Genomic DNA, 18,491 nt, shown 5'->3' with positions numbered 1-18,491 from the left:
ATCGGAGGTGGGAATTTATGGCTAAATATGCTCATGCCGGGTCGTTTAACTTCTCTACAGCTGGAACGAAAACACTTCTTACGGTGCCGAAAGGGATTAGTGGGACTCTAGCAATTTCCAACAACAGCAGCAAATCTTTTGTACTTCTCTTAAACAACACAGTGACCATCAGTGTTCGGCCGTACGGTATCGCTCGAATTGGTTCTTTAAGCGGAGGCTTTGCTACAGCAATCGCTATCAGAACTAAGGGCGCTACAAACGGTGCTTACATTTTCCAACAAAGTTAGGGATAACAGCCCATCGGCAAGCTCGTTCATCAACGTCAATTTAAACATAGCCTGGCGCAACGCGCTGCGAAGTCCGTAGAGAAAGCTGTTCTCTACGGATTTTTTGCTAGGCATTTTGGTTCTGGTTTATTTTTCCACCTTCATAAAAGTTTGATATAATTTGGTTGAATTATTTTCCAAGGGGTGCTGAATGGCTATTTCTTTACGACGTGTATTCGTTTCATTAATAGCAATGTTGACCTTTGCAATGATCGTCACTTACGCCATCACTTGCTTTGATAAGAGTGAACTAAAGGTATCTCAAAAAATCGATGTTCATGAACAAAACAGAATAGAGCAGGAATTGAAAAAACTGGAACGGAATAAGAAAAATAATCCAAATGAAGTATTTGCCGTTGACTTTAAAGAGTTAGTTCATTTCGAATGGGATAAAATGTACATTTTCGGTCCCTACGCAGACGGCAAAGATGTAAACAATAAGCTTGGATTCCATTGGACCTCGGAAACCTTTATTAATCCAAGTGACGAAGCTCATACGATAATCTTCCTTAAGAACAATAAAATAATCAACTACGTAGAGTATTGGTCATTTTTCAAACTGAATAAGGAGATATTCTTTCCGAATGATTCCAAGTTTGAAGCAGAAATAGATACAAATTGGGTTTATTGGAAGCCTGCCAAGTAATGTCCAAACCCGCGAATGTCCAACGGTCGATCGGCTCAAATGGTAAGATGTTTATTGGCGAATTGACCATATGTTCGATTCAACGCAACTAGTCAATCCAATGGAGTCCCGGAACGTTACATGAGCTTGGCGCTGTGCCGGTGGTTTCGTACATAAACCGCACGCAAGAGCATTAGTGAGAACGCGATCGGTATATGACGCTGTATGAAACGAGATATATGTTGGAGCCTTTCGCGCCGTTCAGTGTGGTTTTTTTGCTGTGATTCAAACTTGAAATCGGAGATGCAGCGGTGATTTCCGCTTGACAGGCTATACGTAGATTGATTGCGGAAGTGCTTACATGATAAAAAATCGAGCACCTTAGCCCGATCAGGTGCTCGATCTAAGGTTCTAGCTTACTGTATCCCCGTCACGATGAGGGTTTTTCTTTTTGTCATGTTTGCAGACGACAAGAGCCTTTTGGCCGGGTTTCAGAACGACGACGATGACTTTCTTTTTGTGATCTCGTTTCATGGGAAACACCTCCTTGTAAGGAGCTATTCCAAATTATGCAGCTGAAGGCAAACGCGATTGTACACTTGTCCGGCTGAATAGCGGAATCGGCGTAATGCCGTTATAGACGAATGCGGCGATGTGTGGCAACTTGCGGGGAGATGAGAGGCTTTGTTCGTTATAGACAAGACGTCAAAAACAAAACGGCCGTCTTCCTGCGACGACCGTTCCTTCAAGCTAGTAGTCTTAATAAATTTCCCGGTACAATCCGATGACCTTGCCGAGAATGGTGACGTGGTTGAGCCGGATCGGCTCCATAGATGAATTCTCCGGCTGCAGTCGGATGTGATCGCGTTCCTTGAAGAACCGCTTCACAGTGGCCTCGTCATCGTCCGTCATGGCGACGACGATATCGCCGTTGTTCGCTGTCTGCTGCTGGCGAACAATCACGTAGTCGCCGTCATGGATGCCCGCTTCGATCATGCTCTCGCCTACAATGGTAAGCATGAACACGTTATAATCGCCGACTGTATGACTAGGAAGCGGGAAATAGTCTTCGATGTTCTCCGTTGCCAAGATCGGCACCCCGGCCGTTACTTTACCGATCAGAGGGACGCGGGCGATACCGAAGGAGAAGTCGGCTGAGGGATTGTCATCATGACCTAAAATTTCGATCGCTCTCGGCTTCGTCGGGTCGCGGCGGATCAAGCCCTTCTTCTCCAGTCGCTCCAAATGTCCATGCACGGTGGAGCTGGAGGCGAGTCCGACCGCTTCGCCGATCTCCCGGACGGAAGGCGGATACCCCTTGTCCCTTACTTCGGTCTTAATGAATTCGAGTATGGCATGCTGCCGTTGGGAAATCTTGCTCAAGTCGAAACCCTCCACTTTGGTAATTATTATCTGAAGTATAACACAGAACTCGAGTTCGTACAAACATAAGTTCGAGAAAACCATTGACTCAAACATGTGTTCGTGTTATTCTAATGCCATCAGATACGAACAAGCGTTTGGAGGTTGTTATTTTATGCAATATGCAGTTTACCAGCCGGCAGTTTCCCGTTCCAACACTTCCGAGGGTCGACATACATCGAAGTTTATACGCCGCAAGTTTTTGTTCCGATTCACGATCATGTTCGCGATCATTCTTACCGTCGTAACAATCGGCGCCATTGTGCAAGCAAACGCAGGAACAGATGGGAAGGGAACATATGTTCCGGAGGGTTCGGCTTCGGCAGCAACGAATTTAATGCAATCGCAGGCACTGGTATCGACGACGGATCAAACGGTTATTGTTGAGCAAGGAGATACGCTATGGGATATCGCACAAGAACATGCACCGAAGGGAATGGATGTTCGCTCATATATTGAACGAATCAAACGCGTAAATCAATTAAACGGAAGCTCGCTTAAGGTCGGCCAGCAGCTGCTGTTACCGTAAGAGAGGCTCTATGATCTTATTCACTCTATATAGTGAAGGGAACGCTGGGAGACCGGCGTTCCTTTTCGTTTTTTAAAGCGGCCGTAAGCTTGACAATGCCATCGGAGGGTGGCAAAGTAAGAAGCATAACATCTGCAGGAGGGCTGACAACATGGATGCGGAGCAAACCGTACAGCGAATCAACGAGCTGGCGCGCAAAGCGAAAACAGTCGGATTGACGGATGAAGAAATTGACGAGCGCAACGAGCTCCGAAGCCGATATATTCAAGCATTCAAATCCAACTTGCGTCAGCAGCTGGAATCGATTAAATTCGTAGACGAAGAGGATAAGACGAAGAGGGAGAACTGAGATGAAGCTGCAAGCGGTTTTGTTTGACTTGGACGATACGCTGCTGTGGGATGATCGCAGCGTGAAGGAGGCTTTCGAAGCGACGTGCCAAACGGCATCGCAACGAACCGGCGTCGACCCGAAGCTTCTGGAAGAAGCGGTCAGAGCGGAGGCGCGCCACTTATATGAGGGCTTCGAGACATATCCGTTTACGAAGATGATCGGCATTAATCCGTTCGAAGGACTTTGGGCGAATTTTACCGGAGGCGATCATCCGATGTTCCGGAAGCTCCAGGAGCTGGCGCCGGGATACCGAACGGCAGCTTGGACCGGGGGGCTTGCACGTCTCGGAGTGGACAACCCGGCGCTTGGCCGCGAGCTTGGCGAACAGTTCCCGAAGGAGCGCCGCGCCCGGCCGTATGTCTATGATTCGACATTCCGTGTGCTGCAGCAATTACGCGCCGACTATAAGCTGCTGCTGCTGACGAACGGGGCACCCGATTTGCAGCAGGAGAAGCTGGACGGTGTACCGGAGCTCGCGGGCTATTTCGATCATATCGTCATTTCCGGCAGCTTCGGGGAAGGAAAGCCGTCCTCGGCATTGTTCCATCACGCCTTGGGACTGCTCGGCATCTCTCCGGAGGAAGGCGTGATGATCGGCGACAAGCTGACGACGGACATTCTCGGCTCCAATCAAATCGGCATGACCAACATCTGGATCGATCACCACGACGCCGGCTCGCCGAACGGCATCATCCCGGCGGCGGACGTTATCGTACCGAAGCACAGGGTACAGCGGCTGGAAGATATTTTACCGATTATTCATTCGCTTGGTTAACAGCACTACTACAAAATATTCCTAAGAAAGAAAGACCGAAGGCTGCGGCTTCCGGTCTTTCTTTTTTGCACGGCGCAGACGCGCCGGTTTCGCACAAAAAAAGCCGATATCGGCAATTCACCGACACCGGCTAGAAGTCTCCTATTGTCTCAGTAGCTTACGCTTTTACGTACTCCGGATCGTCCACATTGTAAGCGATCCAGCCGTCCTTCTCGATAAACAGGCGAACGGCTACGATTTGACGGTTATCCATCAACGTGAAGAAGTGGTTCGTGTTCTCAGGGACGGAGATGACATCGCCGGCTTCGAGCTCAACGTCGAAATAGCCGATTTCGTCGCTCTTAATAATGAAGATGCCTTTACCTGCCGTGATGGCGCGGATTTCGTCTTCAGTATGCGTGTGCACTTGCTCAAACTTCTTAAGAAGCTCTTCGATGTTCGGCGTTTGATCGGACAAGGAGATCAAGTCCCAAATCTGGTAGCCGCGTCGTGCGGCAAGGTCCTTGATTTCTTCGTCGAACGATGCCAGAACTTCGGCTTTCTCTTCGTCGGTCAGCACGAACTTCTCGCGCAGGTGCTCGGGAAGCTTGCTCATGTCCCATCTCTCGTGCAGTACGTTTTGCTTATCAAGGAACGCCTTCACATTCTCGAAGCCGCTAATGCGCTCGCCGGTATTGCGGATGCGAATCTCTGCCATGAGATCAACCTCTTTTCATTATCGTAGGATTCATCAGTCATTATTAGGTATTATAGAGAAAAATGTTCCGTTTGTCGATGCATTCGGGCAATATTATTCCGACATTTCGGATGTGAAATAAAGAAAATGGAATGCCTTCCTTTCAGAGAGCGATTCTGCTACACTAATAGACATATTTTACGGTTGCGGGGGAAGGACGTAGAAAGCGATGAGCAAACCGACATTACAAGAACGTCTGAAGCAAAAAATATTAATTCTCGACGGCGCCATGGGAACGATGATCCAGCAGGAGAACTTGACGGCCGCCGATTTCGGCGGGGAAGAGCTCGATGGCTGCAACGAAATGCTCGTTCTGACAAGGCCCGATGTCATATCGAAAATTCACCGAGCCTACTTCGAAGCAGGCTCGGATATTATCGAAACGAACACATTCGGCTCGACAAGCGTCGTCCTGGCCGAATACGACCTTCAGGACCGCGCGCGGGAGCTGAACCTTGTTGCGGCGAAGCTGGCAATTGAAGCGGCGAACGAATATTCGACGCCGGAATGGCCGCGTTACGTAGCCGGGGCGATCGGCCCGACGACGAAGACGCTTTCCGTTACGGGCGGCATCACTTTCGAGCAGCTGGAAGAAAGCTACTACGAGCAGGCGCTTGCTCTTGTGGAAGCGGGTGTCGACGCGCTTCTTGTCGAAACTTCGCAGGACACGCTGAACGTGAAGGCGGCTTCGATCGGCATTCGCCGCGCATTCGAGACGACCGGCATCACGCTGCCGATCATGATTTCCGGTACGATCGAGCCGATGGGCACGACGCTGGCCGGGCAAAACATCGAATCGTTCTTTATCTCGCTCGAGCATCTGAATCCGATCTCCATCGGCCTTAACTGCGCAACCGGACCGGAATTCATGCGCGACCATATTCGGACGCTGTCCGGCATCGCCGGAACGGCGATCAGCTGCTATCCGAACGCAGGCTTGCCGGATGAGAACGGCCATTACCACGAATCGCCGGAGTCGCTCGCGGCGAAGATGGCTGCATTCGCCGAGCAGGGCTGGATCAACATTGCCGGCGGCTGCTGCGGTACGACGCCTGCGCACATTCGCGCCTTGGCGGAAACGATGGCGAAGTACAAGCCGCGTGCTCAGGAAGGCAGCCACCCGCCTGCGGTATCCGGAATCGAAACGGTCTATATCGAAGACGACAACCGGCCGATCATGGTAGGAGAACGGACAAACATATCCGGATCGCGGAAATTCAAGCGCCTCATTAAAGAAGGAAAGTTCGAGGAAGCGTCGGAAATCGCCCGCAACCAGGTGAAGAACGGCGCTCACGTCGTCGACATCAACTTGCAGGATACGGACATCGACGAAGCGTATGCGATGGAAAACTTCCTGCAGCAGGTCGTCAAGAAGGTGAAAGTGCCGCTCATGATCGACTCGACTTACGATCACATCATCGAGCTCGGTCTGAAATATTCACAGGGCAAGGCCATCATTAACTCCATCAACCTGGAGGATGGCGAGACGAAGTTCCAGAACATCGTTCCGCTCATTCACAAATACGGAGCCGCCGTCGTGTGCATTCTGATCGACGAGCGCGGCCAAGCGGTATCGCGCCAGGCGAAGATGGAGGTCGCCGACCGCGCATACGACCTGCTGACGAACAAATACGGGATGAATCCGGAAGATATTATCTTCGACCCGAACATGTTTCCGGTCGGCTCCGGCGATCCGCAGTATATCGGCTCCGCTGTCGAAACGATCGAAGGCATCCGCATGATCAAGGAGAAGTACCCGAAGGCGAAGACGATTCTGGGCCTGTCGAACATCTCGTTCGGCTTGCCGGATGCCGGCCGCGAGGTGCTGAACTCGGTTTACTTGTATCATTGTACGAAAGCGGGACTCGATTACGCGATCGTCAACACCGAGAAGCTGGAGCGCTACGCTTCGATTTCGGAAGAGGACCGCAAGCTGGCCGAGGACCTGATTTATAATACGAATGACGAAACGTTGGCCAAATTCGTGGCGCATTTCCGCGAGAAGAAGGTCGAGAAGAAGGAAAAGCTGTCCAACCTGACGCTGGAGGAGCGGCTGAGCTCGTACGTCGTCGAAGGCACCAAGGAAGGACTGTTCCCGGACCTCGACGAGGCGCTGACGAAATACGCGCCGCTTGAGATCATCAACGGTCCGCTGATGAAAGGGATGGAAGAGGTCGGCCGCCTGTTCAACAACAACGAGCTGATCGTTGCGGAGGTGCTGCAGAGCGCCGAAGTGATGAAGGCGTCGGTGGCGCATTTGGAGCCGCATATGGAGAAGACCGAGAGCGCCGTGAAAGGAAAAATCGTGCTGGCTACCGTCAAGGGCGACGTCCACGACATCGGCAAAAACTTGGTCGAGATCATCCTGTCGAACAACGGCTATCAGATCATCAACCTCGGCATCAAGGTGCCGCCGGAGCAGCTGATTGAGGCGTACCGCCGCGAGAAGCCTGATGCGATCGGCTTGTCCGGCCTGCTCGTCAAATCGGCGCAGCAGATGGTTGTGACGGCGCAGGACTTGCGGGGCGCGGGCATCGACGTACCGATTCTCGTCGGCGGTGCGGCGCTAACCCGCAAATTTACGAAGACACGAATCGCGCCGGAATATGAAGGACTAGTCTTGTACGCGAAGGATGCGATGGACGGGCTCGACATCGCCAACAAGCTAAGCAATCCGGAGCAGCGCATGCGGCTCATTCAAGAGCTGCGCGAGAGCAAGGAGTCGGACGTCAAGGAGGCGGGTAAGGCGGAGAGCGAAATGCCGAAGCTGACGCGCGTCTACACATCATCCGTATCCCGCGATGTGCCGGTCCGCATTCCGCCGGATCTCGAGCGGCACGTGCTGCGCGACTATCCGATCGGACATATTTTGCCGTATGTCAATATGCAAATGCTGCTCGGCCATCACTTGGGGCTTAAAGGCAAGGTCGAGAAGCTGCTGGAGGACAAGGATCCGAAGGCGCTGCAGCTAAAAGAGACCGTAGACGGGATATTCCAGGAGGCGCAATCGAACGGCATCATTAAGGCGCAGGCGATGTACCGCTTCTTCCCGGCGCAATCGAAGGGCAACGATGTGATCGTTTACGATCCGGCCGACAGCAAGACCGTGCTGCAGACGTTCTCGTTCCCGCGGCAGGAGACGGAGCCGTATTTGTGCCTGGCCGACTATTTGCGCTCCGTCGACAGCGGCGAAATGGATTATGTCGGCTTCCTTGTCGTCACGGCGGGCGCGGGTATTTCCGAGCTTGCCCGTGAGTGGCGGGAAAAGGGCGACTACCTGCGCTCGCATGCGCTGCAAGCGGCCGCGCTGGAGACGGCGGAAGGGTTCGCCGAGCGCATTCACCATATCATGCGCGATGTATGGGGCATTCCGGATCGGGCCGATATGACGATGCAGGAGCGGTTCGGGGCCAAATATGTCGGACAGCGGTTCTCGTTCGGCTATCCGGCGTGTCCGGACCTCGACGATCAGCAGAAGCTGTTCGCGCTTATGCAGCCGGCCGATATCGGCGTAGACTTGACGGAAGGCTCGATGATGGAGCCTGAGGCGTCGGTGTCCGCGATCGTCTTCGCGCATCCGGAGGCGAGATATTTCAACGTGGAGAAAGTATAAATCCGCGTAACATCGGCCTGAGCGGCGCGACGCTGCTCAGGCTTTATTTTTTGAATAAGGAATATTTCTCCGATAAGCGGGGGACTTGTTTTACGGGTTAAGAATGACCTTGATGCAGTCTTCCTGCTTATGGTCGAATAGGTTGTAGGCATGCTTCGCCTGATCGAGCGGCAGCCTGTGCGTGATGATCGCAGATGGGTCGATACGCCCGGATTCGATCAATTCGAACAAGTAAGGCATGTAATGGATAACGGGAGCTTGCCCCATCTTCAGGGTAATATTGCGGGAAAACAGATCGCCGAGGGGGAAGGCGTTGTAACGCAAGCCGTACACGCCTGTCAAGTGAATCGTGCCGGACTTTCGGACGCATTGGGAAGCGATTTGAATCGCGCCCATGGAGCCGCCCTGCAGCATGAGTGCGGTCTCTACCCATTCGAGTACAGTGCGCTTGCCGTCCAAGCCGACGCAGTCGATGACGACATCCGCGCCGCCGCCCGTAATTTCCTTTAAATGGTCGCCGATGCCCTCGAAGTCTTCGATATTGAACGTTTCGACCAGATTCATGGCTTTCGCCTGCTGTAGCCGATATGGCAAGTAGTCGACTGCAATGACGCGCTTCGCGCCTTTCAGCCAGGCGAACTTTTGGGTCATGAGGCCGATGGGGCCGCAGCCGAGCACGATGACGGTATCGCCATCCTTCACCCCCGCGTTGTCGACGCTCCAATAGGCTGTAGGCAGCACATCGGATAACATTACGGCCTGCTCATCCGTCACTTCGCTGTGCTCCGGGATGACGAACGGCATGAAATTGGCGTATGGAACCCTCAGCAGCTCGGCTTGACCGCCCGGATAGCCGCCGTACGTATCGGAATAACCGAGGTAGGCTCCTGATTCACCGTGCGGGTTGGAATTGTCGCATTGGGATTCCTGGCCGGCGCTGCAATACCGGCACACACCGCAAGAGACGTTGAACGGGATGACGACGCGGTCGCCTTTGCGCACCTTAGTAACATCCTTGCCGACCTCTTCGACGATGCCCACCGGCTCATGGCCGATAACGTAGTCCTTGTATAAGCCGGGTACGAGTCCGTGCACAAGATGAAGGTCCGAGCCGCAAATCGCGGTTGTCGTCACCCGAACGATGATATCGTCCGCTCGCTCCAGCTTCGGGTCGGGCATCTGCTTGACTTCAATTTCTTTCGGGTGCTGATAAGTGACGGCTTTCATCGATCATCCTCCAAGGGAAAATTCATGCTCATCATAGCGTTCGCAATTTCACCCTTTCCATGCGCGCGGGTGCTTCGCGGTGTTTGACTTTGGCGGCATTTTCCACTAGGATGAATGGGACATCACGGAGAAACGGGGTGCCGAGGTTGGAGCTTTATTTTCTAGGAACCGGTGCGGGGATGCCCTCCAAACGGCGCAATGTAACGTCGATCGTGCTCAATCTGCTGGCGGAGCGCGGAACCTGCTGGATGTTCGATTGCGGGGAAGGGACACAGCACCAGGCGCTGAAATCGCCGGTGAAGATCGGCAAGCTGGAGAAGCTCTTCATTACGCATCTTCACGGAGATCATATATACGGCCTTCCCGGCGCATTGACGAGCCGGTCATACCAAGGCGGAGATACGCCGCTTTCGATGTACGGACCGAAGGGGCTGCGCGCTTTTGTCGAAACGTCGCTGCTGGTCAGCGATGCGCATCTGGCTTATCCGCTCGAGATTGTCGAACTGGAAGAGGAGGGACTCGTCTGGGAAGACGACGCCTTCCGGGTGACCGCGATGCGGCTGGAGCATCGGGTTGAATGCTGGGGCTACCGGATTGAGGAGAAGGACATGCCGGGCAAGCTGCTCACGGACAAGCTGCGGGAGCTCGGCTTGCCGAGCGGACCGCTGTACGGCAGGCTGAAGAGCGGACAGGATGTCACGCTCCCGGACGGAACCGTCGTTCGCAGCGCCGACGTCATCGGACCGCCGATCGCCGGGCGCACGGTCGTCATTCTCGGCGACACCCGCTATTGCGACGGCGCCAGGGAGCTGGCCCGCGGCGCCGACGTGCTTGTGCACGAAGCGACGTTCGCGCAGAACCGCCAGGAGCTGGCGCTTGCTTACGACCATTCCACTTCGGTGGATGCCGCGCGCGTGGCCGGGGAGGCCGGGGCAGGCACGCTCATTCTGACGCATATTTCCTCGCGCTACCAGGAGGAGGAAGCGGACGTGCTCCTTCACGAGGCGCAAGAACTGCATGCAGACACACATCTCGCACACGATCATTTCAGCTACACGATTGCCCGTAAACCGGCGGGAGCGTTATGACAAAAAAAGCATCCGTACCGCGATCTCGATCGCGGACGGATGCTTTTTCGTTTGCGCCCGATTAGCTGTTCGCTTCGTCCTTGATTTCTCTGCGGAAGCCTTCGATGCTCTCGCGGCGGCGCTCGTTCTTCGATGCGATCTGCTCGTATTCGGTCGCACTGATTTCGTCGGCATGCTCGTCGAGGTAATCTTCCGCTTCTTCCAGATTTTCAATCGTGTTCTGGATGCTCTCCTGCAGGTGCTCGACATTGTCGGCGCGGTTATCCGGTTTGGCCATTGGAATGTCCCTCCTTACGCATGATCAATTTGGGTATTACGAATATAAAATGCTGCTCCGCGCCGCCAAATATACGTACAGCGGGGAGGGCGCTTCCGCCTTCAAACTACACAAAACCTTAACGGCAAGTAAACGTCATCTTAATAATCCGGTGGTACGCTCTTGTTATTACAAACCGAAGGGCGTGACCATCGATGAACGGTGCTTTAATGGAAGCACTACGTCCCCAGCCTTCACAGCTGATCATGAAGCTGGCCGACAGCACTGAAGAAGTGGAGCAGGCTCTGCGTCTCCGTTACGAAGTGTTTGTAGAAGAAGAGAAGAACATGAGGATGCGGTCGGAAACCGGGCTCGAGCAAGATGAGTACGACGCCTATTGCGATCATCTGATTGTGAAGGATGCCGTCCTGGATCGTGTCGTCGGTACCTATCGGCTGCTCCCCGGGGACGTTGCCCAGCGTAATATCGGTTTTTATTCGGAGACGGAATTCGACTTGTCCGCCTTCACGCCCAGCAAGGAACATACATTGGAGCTCGGAAGAAGCTGCATAGCGCCAGCGTACAGAGGCGGCAAAGCGATTCAGATGCTGTGGGAAGGCATTGCAACGTACATAACGGAACGCGGCTACGATCATCTGATCGGCTGCGCCAGTATCCATATGTCCTCGCTGGAGGACTTGAAATTGATCTACACGATGCTTCGCCGTAAGCAAGTCATTACGGACCGGTTCGGCGTTCAACCGCTTCCGACGCACCGTATCGACGGACTTCAGCTGATCGAGCAGGAGCTCGACGAGAAGGAAGTGTTCCGCAAGCTGCCGCCGCTGATGAAAGGTTATCAATGGCTTGGTGCGGAGATAGGCGGGGATCCGGCTTACGACGATATTTTTCAAACGGTCGATTTCTTCATCGTGCTGCAGAAGGACCGGGTTACCCGCCGTTACCGCAAGCATTTCTTGAACAGCTAGGGGGGAGCTTGCAGTGTACGACTGGATAGGCCTGTTAACGCGCAGCGAGCGTGTGCACCGGGCGCTGTTCCGGCTCGCAGGCTGGCTGCCGCCGCGGCTGTTGGAGGCCGTTCTGGCATCTGCGGGGCGTCTTGTGTATCGCATGCTCGGTGCGAAGACGAGATCGGCAATCGAAACCAACATGCGGAATATGCTCGGAGCGGAAGCTTCCGGATACGTTCCCGGCTTCGCGCGCACCTATATGGCCAATGTTGCGGTCACCATGTATGAACTGCTGATCGGGGTGTACGGGCTGCCGCGTCTGCGGGAGCGAGGCAGGCTGGCCGGCAAGTTCGGCGTTGAGGGTGAGCACCGGCTCGAAGAAGCGCTGCAAGCCGGGAAAGGCGCGATCGTATATACGCCGCATACCGGCAATTTCTTCTACGCGTACTGGTACTTGTCGCAGCGTTACGACTGCTTGACCGTTGCGACCGCGCAAAGTCCGGAGCTGCATCCCATTTATATGAAGTTTAAAGAGCTTGGCTGCCGCGGCTTCGACTACGACATAACGCCGCCGATCGAGCTGATCCGTTCGCTGCGGAGGCACGTCGCCGGGGGCGGTGTCGTCTTCCTGCTCGGCGACTTTTATCGCCCGGCGTTTCCGAAGACGGAATGGTTCGGTCGGCCGACACGTGCGCCGGAAGGCGCGGCGCTGCTCGGCATCGAGCAGAAGGTACCGATCGTGCCTCTGCACGCCAGCCGCATGAAAGGTCTCCGGCACCGGCTTCGCTTCGGCGTGCCGCTGATGCTTCACGAACGGTTCGGCCGGCACGAACGGGCGGCGGCCACAATCGCCTTGAACGCAGAGCTGGAAAGGATCATAAGAGCCGATCCGACGCAGTGGTTTTACTGGTTCAATGCGAATGAACGATGGGAAGAGGCGGAGGGGCCGCATGACGAGCATGCCGGCGAGCAGGCAGCCGAATTCGCGGGCTGAGTCATTTTTTTGACGGGAGGAATCGAGATGGATACGGGAAGTCATCTTCTGTTTGGAGCGTCACTGGCCGGCCTTGCGATGCTGCAGCCGGAAGTCGCGAATAGTCCGCTGCTGGCCGGCGCCGTGCTGACGGCGACGCTGGTCGGCTCGCATGCGCCGGACTTCGATACGGTCGTGCGGCTCAAGAGCTACGCTTCGTACATTCGCCATCATCGCGGCGTTACGCATTCGTTACCGGCGCTGTTATTGTGGCCGCTGGCGATCGGCGGAGCGGCCGCCGGGCTGTTCGGCGTATGGGAGCATGTGCTGACTTTAAGCTTATGGACGATGGCGGCCGTCATTTTCCATGTGTTTCTCGATTGGCTGAACGTATATGGGGTGCAATGCTTCCGTCCGTTTTCGAAGCAGTGGCATCATTTGGACATTTTACCGTTATTCGATCCGTTCTTGTTTGCGGTTCACAGCATCGGCGTCATTGCCTGGATGACCGGCGCTGCCGAGCCCGGCCGCTTGTTTCTGGCGGTTTACCTGCTCACGTTTGCTTACATCGGTGTGCGGGCATGGCATCATGCGCATACGGTCCGGCTTGTGAAGAAGGAGCTGGAAATCGAGCAGGGCGTATGCCATATCGTGCCTTCCTTGTGGTGGTTTCACTGGCAATTTGTACTGGAAACCGCAGATACGTTCTACAACGGAACGATCCGCTTCCGGGACATTCGGGTCAAGGATGTGTACACGAAGGATCAGACACATCCCGCGATCCAGGCGACGATGGGAACGGACGGGGTGCGCGCGTTTCTGCATTTCGCCCAGAGAGTTCACGTGCGGCTGACGGAAGGTCAGGACGGATATGTCGTTCATTGGCGCGACCTCCGCTTTTGGCACAATCATAAGCTTCCGTTCGGAGTCGATGTACAGCTGGATTCCGACTTGAACGTGGTCAGCGATCGTCTCGGCTGGACGAAGAAGGCATGGGACCCGCCTTATGTATAAGGCGCCCTGTGCTTTTTGTTTTGAACGCGGCGCTCGGACCGTATCGAACGACGCGGCGATGGCTACACTAACGGTTATGGAAGTCCATATTTGTAAGGAACAGGAAGGGGACGCTCTGATGAACTTTACAAGCCAGGATGTCGTATTGATCGAGATGGCGCTGCATTCGGCCATTCAGCATGAAACGAATGAATCGAAGCGGCGCGAGCTGCGCGAGGTGCTGCAGAAGCTGAAATCCAGCTCGTATGATGCGCTGCATTCGGAATCGTCCGCCGCTGCGCCGCCGATGGACGGCTTCCGGTACGACTACGACGATTCGGTCGACCTGGACTAATTCGCCGGCCATAGAAGGAACCTTATGTTGATATCGCGGGCAGGCCATTGCAGCGCATAGCGTGCCGCTGATTGTAACTGTTGGTGTACCGCCGCCGGAATGAGTGGATAGGTTTGTCAAATCGTACCTTCACCCTCCGTTGCGTCACCGGGGGTCTGAAATAGGTATGTCTCCAGCCGTGGAAGGCCGCTCCGTATAGAGCGCCGTTCACGGCCTTGCTCATTTGCGCGGTATCGACCGCGTCCGAACGTATGTATCCGAACATTTGTTGCCCGGCGAACATGTATTCTGTATAATGAAAAGAACAGAACTTCACGGTCACCGTCATAAGGTGAGCGAAAGAGGAGAGCGGGCAACTATGAACAGACTGACGGGTAAAGTGGGCTCCATGAACGAGATGATCGAGCTGGTGCGGAACACGCCGGAAATCATGTCGCAGGTGACTCACTGGCATACGATTGCGCCGCGGGAGCCGCGCTATGCCGAGTTTCCGGAAGGCTTGCATGCCGGGCTGCAGGAGGCGCTTAGGGAGCGAGGAGTGCGCAGCTTGTACACGCATCAGGCGGCGGCCTTCCGGGAAGCGGCGCTGGGGCGGCACGTCGTAACGGTGACGCCGACCGCGTCCGGAAAGACGCTTTGCTACAATCTTCCGGTGCTGCAGCGCATCCTGGACGACGACAGCGCAAGGGCGTTATATTTGTTTCCTACGAAAGCGCTGGCTCAGGATCAAGTAGCGGAAATGCAGGAGCTGGTCGATAAGATGGGCGTAGACATCAAGACGTCAACGTACGACGGCGACACCCCGCCGGCGGTGCGTCAGGCGATCCGCAATGCCGGGCATGTCGTCGTGACGAATCCGGATATGCTTCACTCCGCGATATTGCCGCATCACACGAAGTGGGTGAAGCTGTTCGAGAACTTGCGATACATCGTCATCGACGAGGTGCATGCGTACCGCGGCGTATTCGGATCGCACGTTGCCAACGTCATCCGGAGGCTGAAGCGGATTTGCCGGTTTTACGGCTCTTCGCCGCAATTCATTTGCGCGTCGGCGACGATCGACAACCCCCGCGAGCATACGGAGCGGTTGATCGGCGAGACGGTATCGCTCGTCGACGATAACGGCGCTCCAGCCGGGGAGAAGCATTTCGTGTTCTATAACCCTCCGGTCGTCAATCAGCAGCTGGGCATCCGCAAAAGCTCAGTGCTGGAAACGCGCAAGCTCGCGGGTTTGCTGCTAAAGCAAGGCATTCAGACGATCGTGTTTGCCCGCAGCCGGGTTCGCGTCGAGATTCTGCTGACGTATTTGCAGGAGCTTGTCCGGCACGAGCTCGGCACGAAGTCGATCCGCGGCTACCGCGGCGGCTACTTGCCGAAGCTGCGCCGCGAGATCGAGCGGGGTCTGCGCAGCGGGGACATTCGCGGCGTCGTGTCGACGAATGCGCTCGAGCTGGGCATCGATATCGGCCAGCTGCAGGCGTGCGTATTGAACGGCTATCCGGGGACGATCGCCTCGACGTGGCAGCAGTCCGGCCGGGCCGGCCGCAGGCAGGAGACGTCGATAACGTTCATGGTGGCCAGCTCTAACCCGCTCGATCAATATATCGTGCAGAATCCGCGTTACTTCTTCGAAAGGCCTCCGGAGCGGGCGCTCATTCATCCCGATAATCTGATCATATTGCTCGATCATGTCAAGTGCGCCGCGTATGAGCTTCCGTTCGAGCCGGGCGAGACGTTCGGCGGGGAGCCGCTGGAGGATTTGCTGGAGTACCTGGTCGAGGAGCGGGTGCTGCACAAGGCCGAGGGCCGGTGGTACTGGATGGAGCAGTCGTTTCCCGCGCAAAATATTTCGCTGCGCTCGGCAGCGCAGGAGAACTTTATCATCATCGATATGACCGCGGGGGCCAAGGTGCTCGGCGAGGTCGACCGGTTCAGCGCGCCTACGCTGCTGCACGAGGAAGCGATCTACATTCACGAAGGCGTCCAATTTCAAGTCGAGAAGCTTGATTACGACGAGAAGAAGGCGTATGTGCGGGAAGTGGACGTCGACTACTACACGGACGCCAACCTGGCGGTCGAGCTGAAGGTGCTGCACGTAAACCGGGAGGATCAATATGCCGGTCTGCTGCGGCAGTTCGGCGACGTGACGGTTAATGCGAAGCCGACGATCTTTAAGAAAATCAAGCTCCGCACCCACGAAAATATCGGTTCCGGACCGATTCATCTGCCCGAAGAGGAGCTGCACACAAGCTCATATTGGTTCACGTTCGACGACGAGGTGACGGCGAAGCGGTCGGCGAACGACATGCAATTTGCGCTGCTCGGCATTGCGAACGTGCTGGTCCATATTGCGCCGCTGTATTTGATGTGCGATCCGCTCGATATCCGGGTCGTACCGCAGGTGAAGGCGCTGCACAATAAGAAGCCGACGATTTTTTTCTACGACCGGTATCCCGGCGGGATTGGTCTGAGCGAGCGGCTGTACGAGGTGCACCGCCGGCTGCTGGACGAGGCCAAACGGCACATCTCGGGCTGCAAATGCTTAAGCGGCTGTCCGGCTTGCGTTGGACCGATCGAGGAGGTCGGGCTGACAGGCAAGCAGCTGGCGCTGAGTCTGCTTAGCGAAGTGGGGGCGTAACATGAGCGGATTAAAGGAGCGGCTGCAAAGACTGAAGGGAACGCCGCAGAACGGCGCCTCCGCCGGCGCCGGCGGTTCATCGGAGCGAGCTGGGGCGGCCGGCGCCGGCCATCCGCAAGCTGTCGTCGAATCAGGCTGGGAGCGGCTCGGCGGCGTGCGGACGGAGAGCAACGCGGTGGGCAGTTTCCTGCTTCGCGAGTGCATCTACGATGCGGAATACCGTCACGGCGATTGCACGCTTGGCGACTTGGAGGACTTAGCCGGAGCGTTATCGCCATTGTCGGCCGGCGCTGCTCCGGCAGGACGGCAAGCTTCCGGCCGGAGACGGAAACGGACGGCAAAGAAGGGAGCGGCCGATGCGGACGGAATGCTGTCGGGGGCAGAGTCGGGGGCGGAATCCGAAATCGGCGTTGAACTGGAAAAGCTGCTGTTTTTCGACACGGAAACGACCGGTTTGGGCATAGGAGCAGGTAATGTGCCGTTCATGATCGGGTTGGGCTTCTTTAGAGAGGGGCGTTTCACCGTCAGGCAGCTCTTTATCCGCAACCCGGCAGAGGAAGCGGCGATGCTCGCTTACTTTGAGGAGCTGCTGCTGGGCTTTGATCACATCGTATCGTACAACGGGCGTTCGTTCGACTGGCCCATCTTGCAGAGCCGGTTCGTGCTGGCGCGGCGCAAGGCCGATACCGGCCGCTGCCGCCATATCGACCTGCTGTACCCGGCGCGAAGCTTGTGGAAGACAAGCTTGCCTTCATGCCGTCTTGCCGTCGTAGAGGAAGGCAAGCTGGGCTTCCGGCGGAAGGACGATGTGCCCGGCTCTATGGCCCCAATCCTGTATGTGCAATATTTGGCTGAGCGCGACCCGAGTGTCATGCACGGCGTCTTCGTACATAACGAGCACGATATCGTCTCTCTTGCCGCTTTGTCGGTCGTTGTCGCCAAGCTGCTCAGCGGACCGGAACCGGCGGACGGACTCGGCGACGAGGAGCTGCTGCGGGCGAGCTTATGGCTCGACAAGCTCGGCAGGCCTGAGCTGGCCGACAAGGCCCGAGCGGGGCTTGCCGGCAGACTGCTGGAGGGAGGTGTCCGTCCTGGACGCGACCGGCTGCTGCTGGAGCTGGCTGCCGCGTACAAAAAGTCGGGAGCCTACGATGCCGCCGCCGAGCTGTGGCGCACCTATGTCGCCGAACGGGGCGGGAGCTTTGCCTGCGCCGTCGAGCCTTACATCGAGCTGGCTATGCACTGCGAACACCGGGAGCGCAAGCATGACGACGCACTCCGCTATGCCGAGGAAGCGCTCAACCGGGTATGGAAACGGATGTCGTTAAGCCGTGTCGACGACCGGCAGCGCGAGCTCGTGGAGTCGCTGCAGCAGCGTATCCGCCGGCTGCAGGGCAAGCTGCGGCGCGGAGCCGAGCGGGAAGGACATGGGGCGTGCAGGCCGACCGGCAGCGCGGACGTTAAAGCATTCATTTTGCATAGCGAGGCGCAGCCCCTTGCATCGTCCCGCCGTCCCGGCGCTCCGCGGACGAAAAGAATGCCGCCGCAATACGTATGGGAAAGTCTTGTCTAG

At 55.9% G+C, this 18,491-nt stretch carries 18 protein-coding genes; 13 read left to right on the top strand and 5 right to left on the bottom strand.

The window, feature by feature from the left end; genetic code table 11:
* Positions 1 to 17 precede the first annotated feature (17 nt).
* Positions 18 to 287, top strand: a complete 270-nt coding sequence (locus tag ACFFK0_RS20105; protein WP_377472123.1) for a hypothetical protein — start codon at positions 18 to 20, stop codon at positions 285 to 287.
* A gap of 190 nt (positions 288 to 477) precedes the next feature.
* Positions 478 to 972, top strand: a complete 495-nt coding sequence (locus ACFFK0_RS20100) for a hypothetical protein (RefSeq protein WP_377472122.1) — start codon at positions 478 to 480, stop codon at positions 970 to 972.
* 390 nt (positions 973 to 1,362) lie between these two features.
* On the opposite strand, the gene ACFFK0_RS20095 is transcribed toward ACFFK0_RS20100, so the two are convergent.
* Both ACFFK0_RS20095 and lexA read right to left on the bottom strand, forming a co-directional pair.
* Entirely contained in the window at positions 1,363 to 1,485 is a 123-nt protein-coding gene (locus tag ACFFK0_RS20095) for a hypothetical protein (RefSeq protein WP_377472121.1), read from the bottom strand.
* 225 nt (positions 1,486 to 1,710) lie between these two features.
* Positions 1,711 to 2,334, bottom strand: a complete 624-nt coding sequence (gene lexA, locus ACFFK0_RS20090; RefSeq protein ID WP_377472120.1) for a transcriptional repressor LexA — start codon at positions 2,332 to 2,334, stop codon at positions 1,711 to 1,713.
* 154 nt (positions 2,335 to 2,488) lie between these two features.
* On the opposite strand from lexA, the gene ACFFK0_RS20085 reads away from it, so the two are divergent.
* The 3 genes from ACFFK0_RS20085 to ACFFK0_RS20075 all read left to right on the top strand — a co-directional run bounded on the left by ACFFK0_RS20085 (position 2,489) and on the right by ACFFK0_RS20075 (position 4,068).
* Positions 2,489 to 2,902, top strand: coding sequence for a LysM peptidoglycan-binding domain-containing protein (locus tag ACFFK0_RS20085; protein ID WP_377472119.1), 414 nt, complete (start codon positions 2,489 to 2,491; stop codon positions 2,900 to 2,902).
* 151 nt (positions 2,903 to 3,053) lie between these two features.
* Complete coding sequence (locus tag ACFFK0_RS20080; RefSeq protein ID WP_377472118.1) at positions 3,054 to 3,251, top strand: DUF896 domain-containing protein; 198 nt, start codon at positions 3,054 to 3,056, stop codon at positions 3,249 to 3,251.
* Position 3,252: 1 nt separating this feature from the next.
* A complete protein-coding gene (locus ACFFK0_RS20075; protein WP_377472117.1) occupies positions 3,253 to 4,068 on the top strand; it encodes an HAD family hydrolase in 816 nt (271 codons plus the stop codon).
* Positions 4,069 to 4,225: 157 nt separating this feature from the next.
* On the opposite strand, the gene mtnD is transcribed toward ACFFK0_RS20075, so the two are convergent.
* Positions 4,226 to 4,765, bottom strand: coding sequence for an acireductone dioxygenase (gene mtnD / locus ACFFK0_RS20070; protein ID WP_377472116.1), 540 nt, complete (start codon positions 4,763 to 4,765; stop codon positions 4,226 to 4,228).
* A 208-nt stretch (positions 4,766 to 4,973) separates the two neighbouring features.
* Here mtnD and metH point away from each other — a divergent pair, with 208 nt between their 5' ends.
* Positions 4,974 to 8,417 (top strand): methionine synthase, encoded by a 3,444-nt coding sequence (gene metH, locus ACFFK0_RS20065; protein ID WP_377472115.1) that lies wholly within the window; start codon positions 4,974 to 4,976, stop codon positions 8,415 to 8,417.
* A gap of 90 nt (positions 8,418 to 8,507) precedes the next feature.
* Here the strand turns inward: metH and ACFFK0_RS20060 are convergent, their stop codons facing one another.
* Positions 8,508 to 9,644: a zinc-dependent alcohol dehydrogenase gene (locus ACFFK0_RS20060; protein ID WP_377472114.1), complete on the bottom strand. Its 1,137-nt coding sequence runs from the start codon at positions 9,642 to 9,644 to the stop codon at positions 8,508 to 8,510.
* 146 nt (positions 9,645 to 9,790) lie between these two features.
* On the opposite strand from ACFFK0_RS20060, the gene rnz reads away from it, so the two are divergent.
* Positions 9,791 to 10,732: a ribonuclease Z gene (gene rnz, locus ACFFK0_RS20055; protein WP_377472431.1), complete on the top strand. Its 942-nt coding sequence runs from the start codon at positions 9,791 to 9,793 to the stop codon at positions 10,730 to 10,732.
* Between the two features lie 61 nt (positions 10,733 to 10,793).
* Here the strand turns inward: rnz and tlp are convergent, their stop codons facing one another.
* Positions 10,794 to 11,009 carry a small acid-soluble spore protein Tlp gene (gene tlp / locus ACFFK0_RS20050; protein WP_377472113.1) on the bottom strand — a complete coding sequence of 72 codons (216 nt, stop codon included), beginning with the start codon at positions 11,007 to 11,009 and terminating at the stop codon, positions 10,794 to 10,796.
* A 194-nt stretch (positions 11,010 to 11,203) separates the two neighbouring features.
* Between tlp and ACFFK0_RS20045 the strand changes: the two genes are divergently transcribed.
* The 6 genes from ACFFK0_RS20045 (at position 11,204) to ACFFK0_RS20020 (ending at position 18,491) form a co-directional block, all read left to right on the top strand.
* Positions 11,204 to 11,977 (top strand): GNAT family N-acetyltransferase, encoded by a 774-nt coding sequence (locus ACFFK0_RS20045; RefSeq protein WP_377472112.1) that lies wholly within the window; start codon positions 11,204 to 11,206, stop codon positions 11,975 to 11,977.
* 13 nt (positions 11,978 to 11,990) lie between these two features.
* The gene (locus ACFFK0_RS20040; RefSeq protein ID WP_377472110.1) at positions 11,991 to 12,953 is read left to right on the top strand and encodes a lysophospholipid acyltransferase family protein; all 963 of its coding nucleotides are present in this window, start codon (positions 11,991 to 11,993) and stop codon (positions 12,951 to 12,953) included.
* Positions 12,954 to 12,980: 27 nt separating this feature from the next.
* A complete protein-coding gene (locus tag ACFFK0_RS20035) occupies positions 12,981 to 13,946 on the top strand; it encodes a metal-dependent hydrolase (RefSeq protein WP_377472108.1) in 966 nt (321 codons plus the stop codon).
* Between the two features lie 118 nt (positions 13,947 to 14,064).
* Positions 14,065 to 14,280, top strand: a complete 216-nt coding sequence (locus ACFFK0_RS20030) for a hypothetical protein (RefSeq protein ID WP_377472107.1) — start codon at positions 14,065 to 14,067, stop codon at positions 14,278 to 14,280.
* Positions 14,281 to 14,638: 358 nt separating this feature from the next.
* Entirely contained in the window at positions 14,639 to 16,918 is a 2,280-nt protein-coding gene (locus ACFFK0_RS20025; RefSeq protein WP_377472106.1) for a DEAD/DEAH box helicase, read from the top strand.
* Between the two features lies 1 nt (position 16,919).
* Positions 16,920 to 18,491, top strand: coding sequence for a ribonuclease H-like domain-containing protein (locus ACFFK0_RS20020; protein WP_377472105.1), 1,572 nt, complete (start codon positions 16,920 to 16,922; stop codon positions 18,489 to 18,491).

The sequence above is a fragment of the Paenibacillus chartarius genome (assembly GCF_042432825.1).
Classification (GTDB): domain Bacteria; phylum Bacillota; class Bacilli; order Paenibacillales; family NBRC-103111; genus Gordoniibacillus; species Gordoniibacillus chartarius.
The sequence above is the reverse complement of the archived record's forward strand: the minus strand, read 5'-3'. Positions and strand labels throughout refer to the sequence as shown.

Bases quoted from the DNA above. Each gene is read 5' to 3' on its own strand.
- ACFFK0_RS20105 (WP_377472123.1), top strand. From the start codon at position 18: ATGGCTAAATATGCTCATGCCGGGTCGTTTAACTTCTCTACAGCTGGA.
- ACFFK0_RS20100 (WP_377472122.1), top strand. From the start codon at position 478: ATGGCTATTTCTTTACGACGTGTATTCGTTTCATTAATAGCAATGTTG.
- ACFFK0_RS20095 (WP_377472121.1), bottom strand. From the start codon at position 1,485: ATGAAACGAGATCACAAAAAGAAAGTCATCGTCGTCGTTCTGAAACCC.
- ACFFK0_RS20085 (WP_377472119.1), top strand. From the start codon at position 2,489: ATGCAATATGCAGTTTACCAGCCGGCAGTTTCCCGTTCCAACACTTCC.
- ACFFK0_RS20080 (WP_377472118.1), top strand. From the start codon at position 3,054: ATGGATGCGGAGCAAACCGTACAGCGAATCAACGAGCTGGCGCGCAAA.
- ACFFK0_RS20075 (WP_377472117.1), top strand. From the start codon at position 3,253: ATGAAGCTGCAAGCGGTTTTGTTTGACTTGGACGATACGCTGCTGTGG.
- mtnD (WP_377472116.1), bottom strand. From the start codon at position 4,765: ATGGCAGAGATTCGCATCCGCAATACCGGCGAGCGCATTAGCGGCTTC.
- metH (WP_377472115.1), top strand. From the start codon at position 4,974: ATGAGCAAACCGACATTACAAGAACGTCTGAAGCAAAAAATATTAATT.
- ACFFK0_RS20060 (WP_377472114.1), bottom strand. From the start codon at position 9,644: ATGAAAGCCGTCACTTATCAGCACCCGAAAGAAATTGAAGTCAAGCAG.
- tlp (WP_377472113.1), bottom strand. From the start codon at position 11,009: ATGGCCAAACCGGATAACCGCGCCGACAATGTCGAGCACCTGCAGGAG.
- ACFFK0_RS20045 (WP_377472112.1), top strand. From the start codon at position 11,204: ATGAACGGTGCTTTAATGGAAGCACTACGTCCCCAGCCTTCACAGCTG.
- ACFFK0_RS20035 (WP_377472108.1), top strand. From the start codon at position 12,981: ATGGATACGGGAAGTCATCTTCTGTTTGGAGCGTCACTGGCCGGCCTT.
- ACFFK0_RS20030 (WP_377472107.1), top strand. From the start codon at position 14,065: ATGAACTTTACAAGCCAGGATGTCGTATTGATCGAGATGGCGCTGCAT.
- ACFFK0_RS20025 (WP_377472106.1), top strand. From the start codon at position 14,639: ATGAACAGACTGACGGGTAAAGTGGGCTCCATGAACGAGATGATCGAG.
- ACFFK0_RS20020 (WP_377472105.1), top strand. From the start codon at position 16,920: ATGAGCGGATTAAAGGAGCGGCTGCAAAGACTGAAGGGAACGCCGCAG.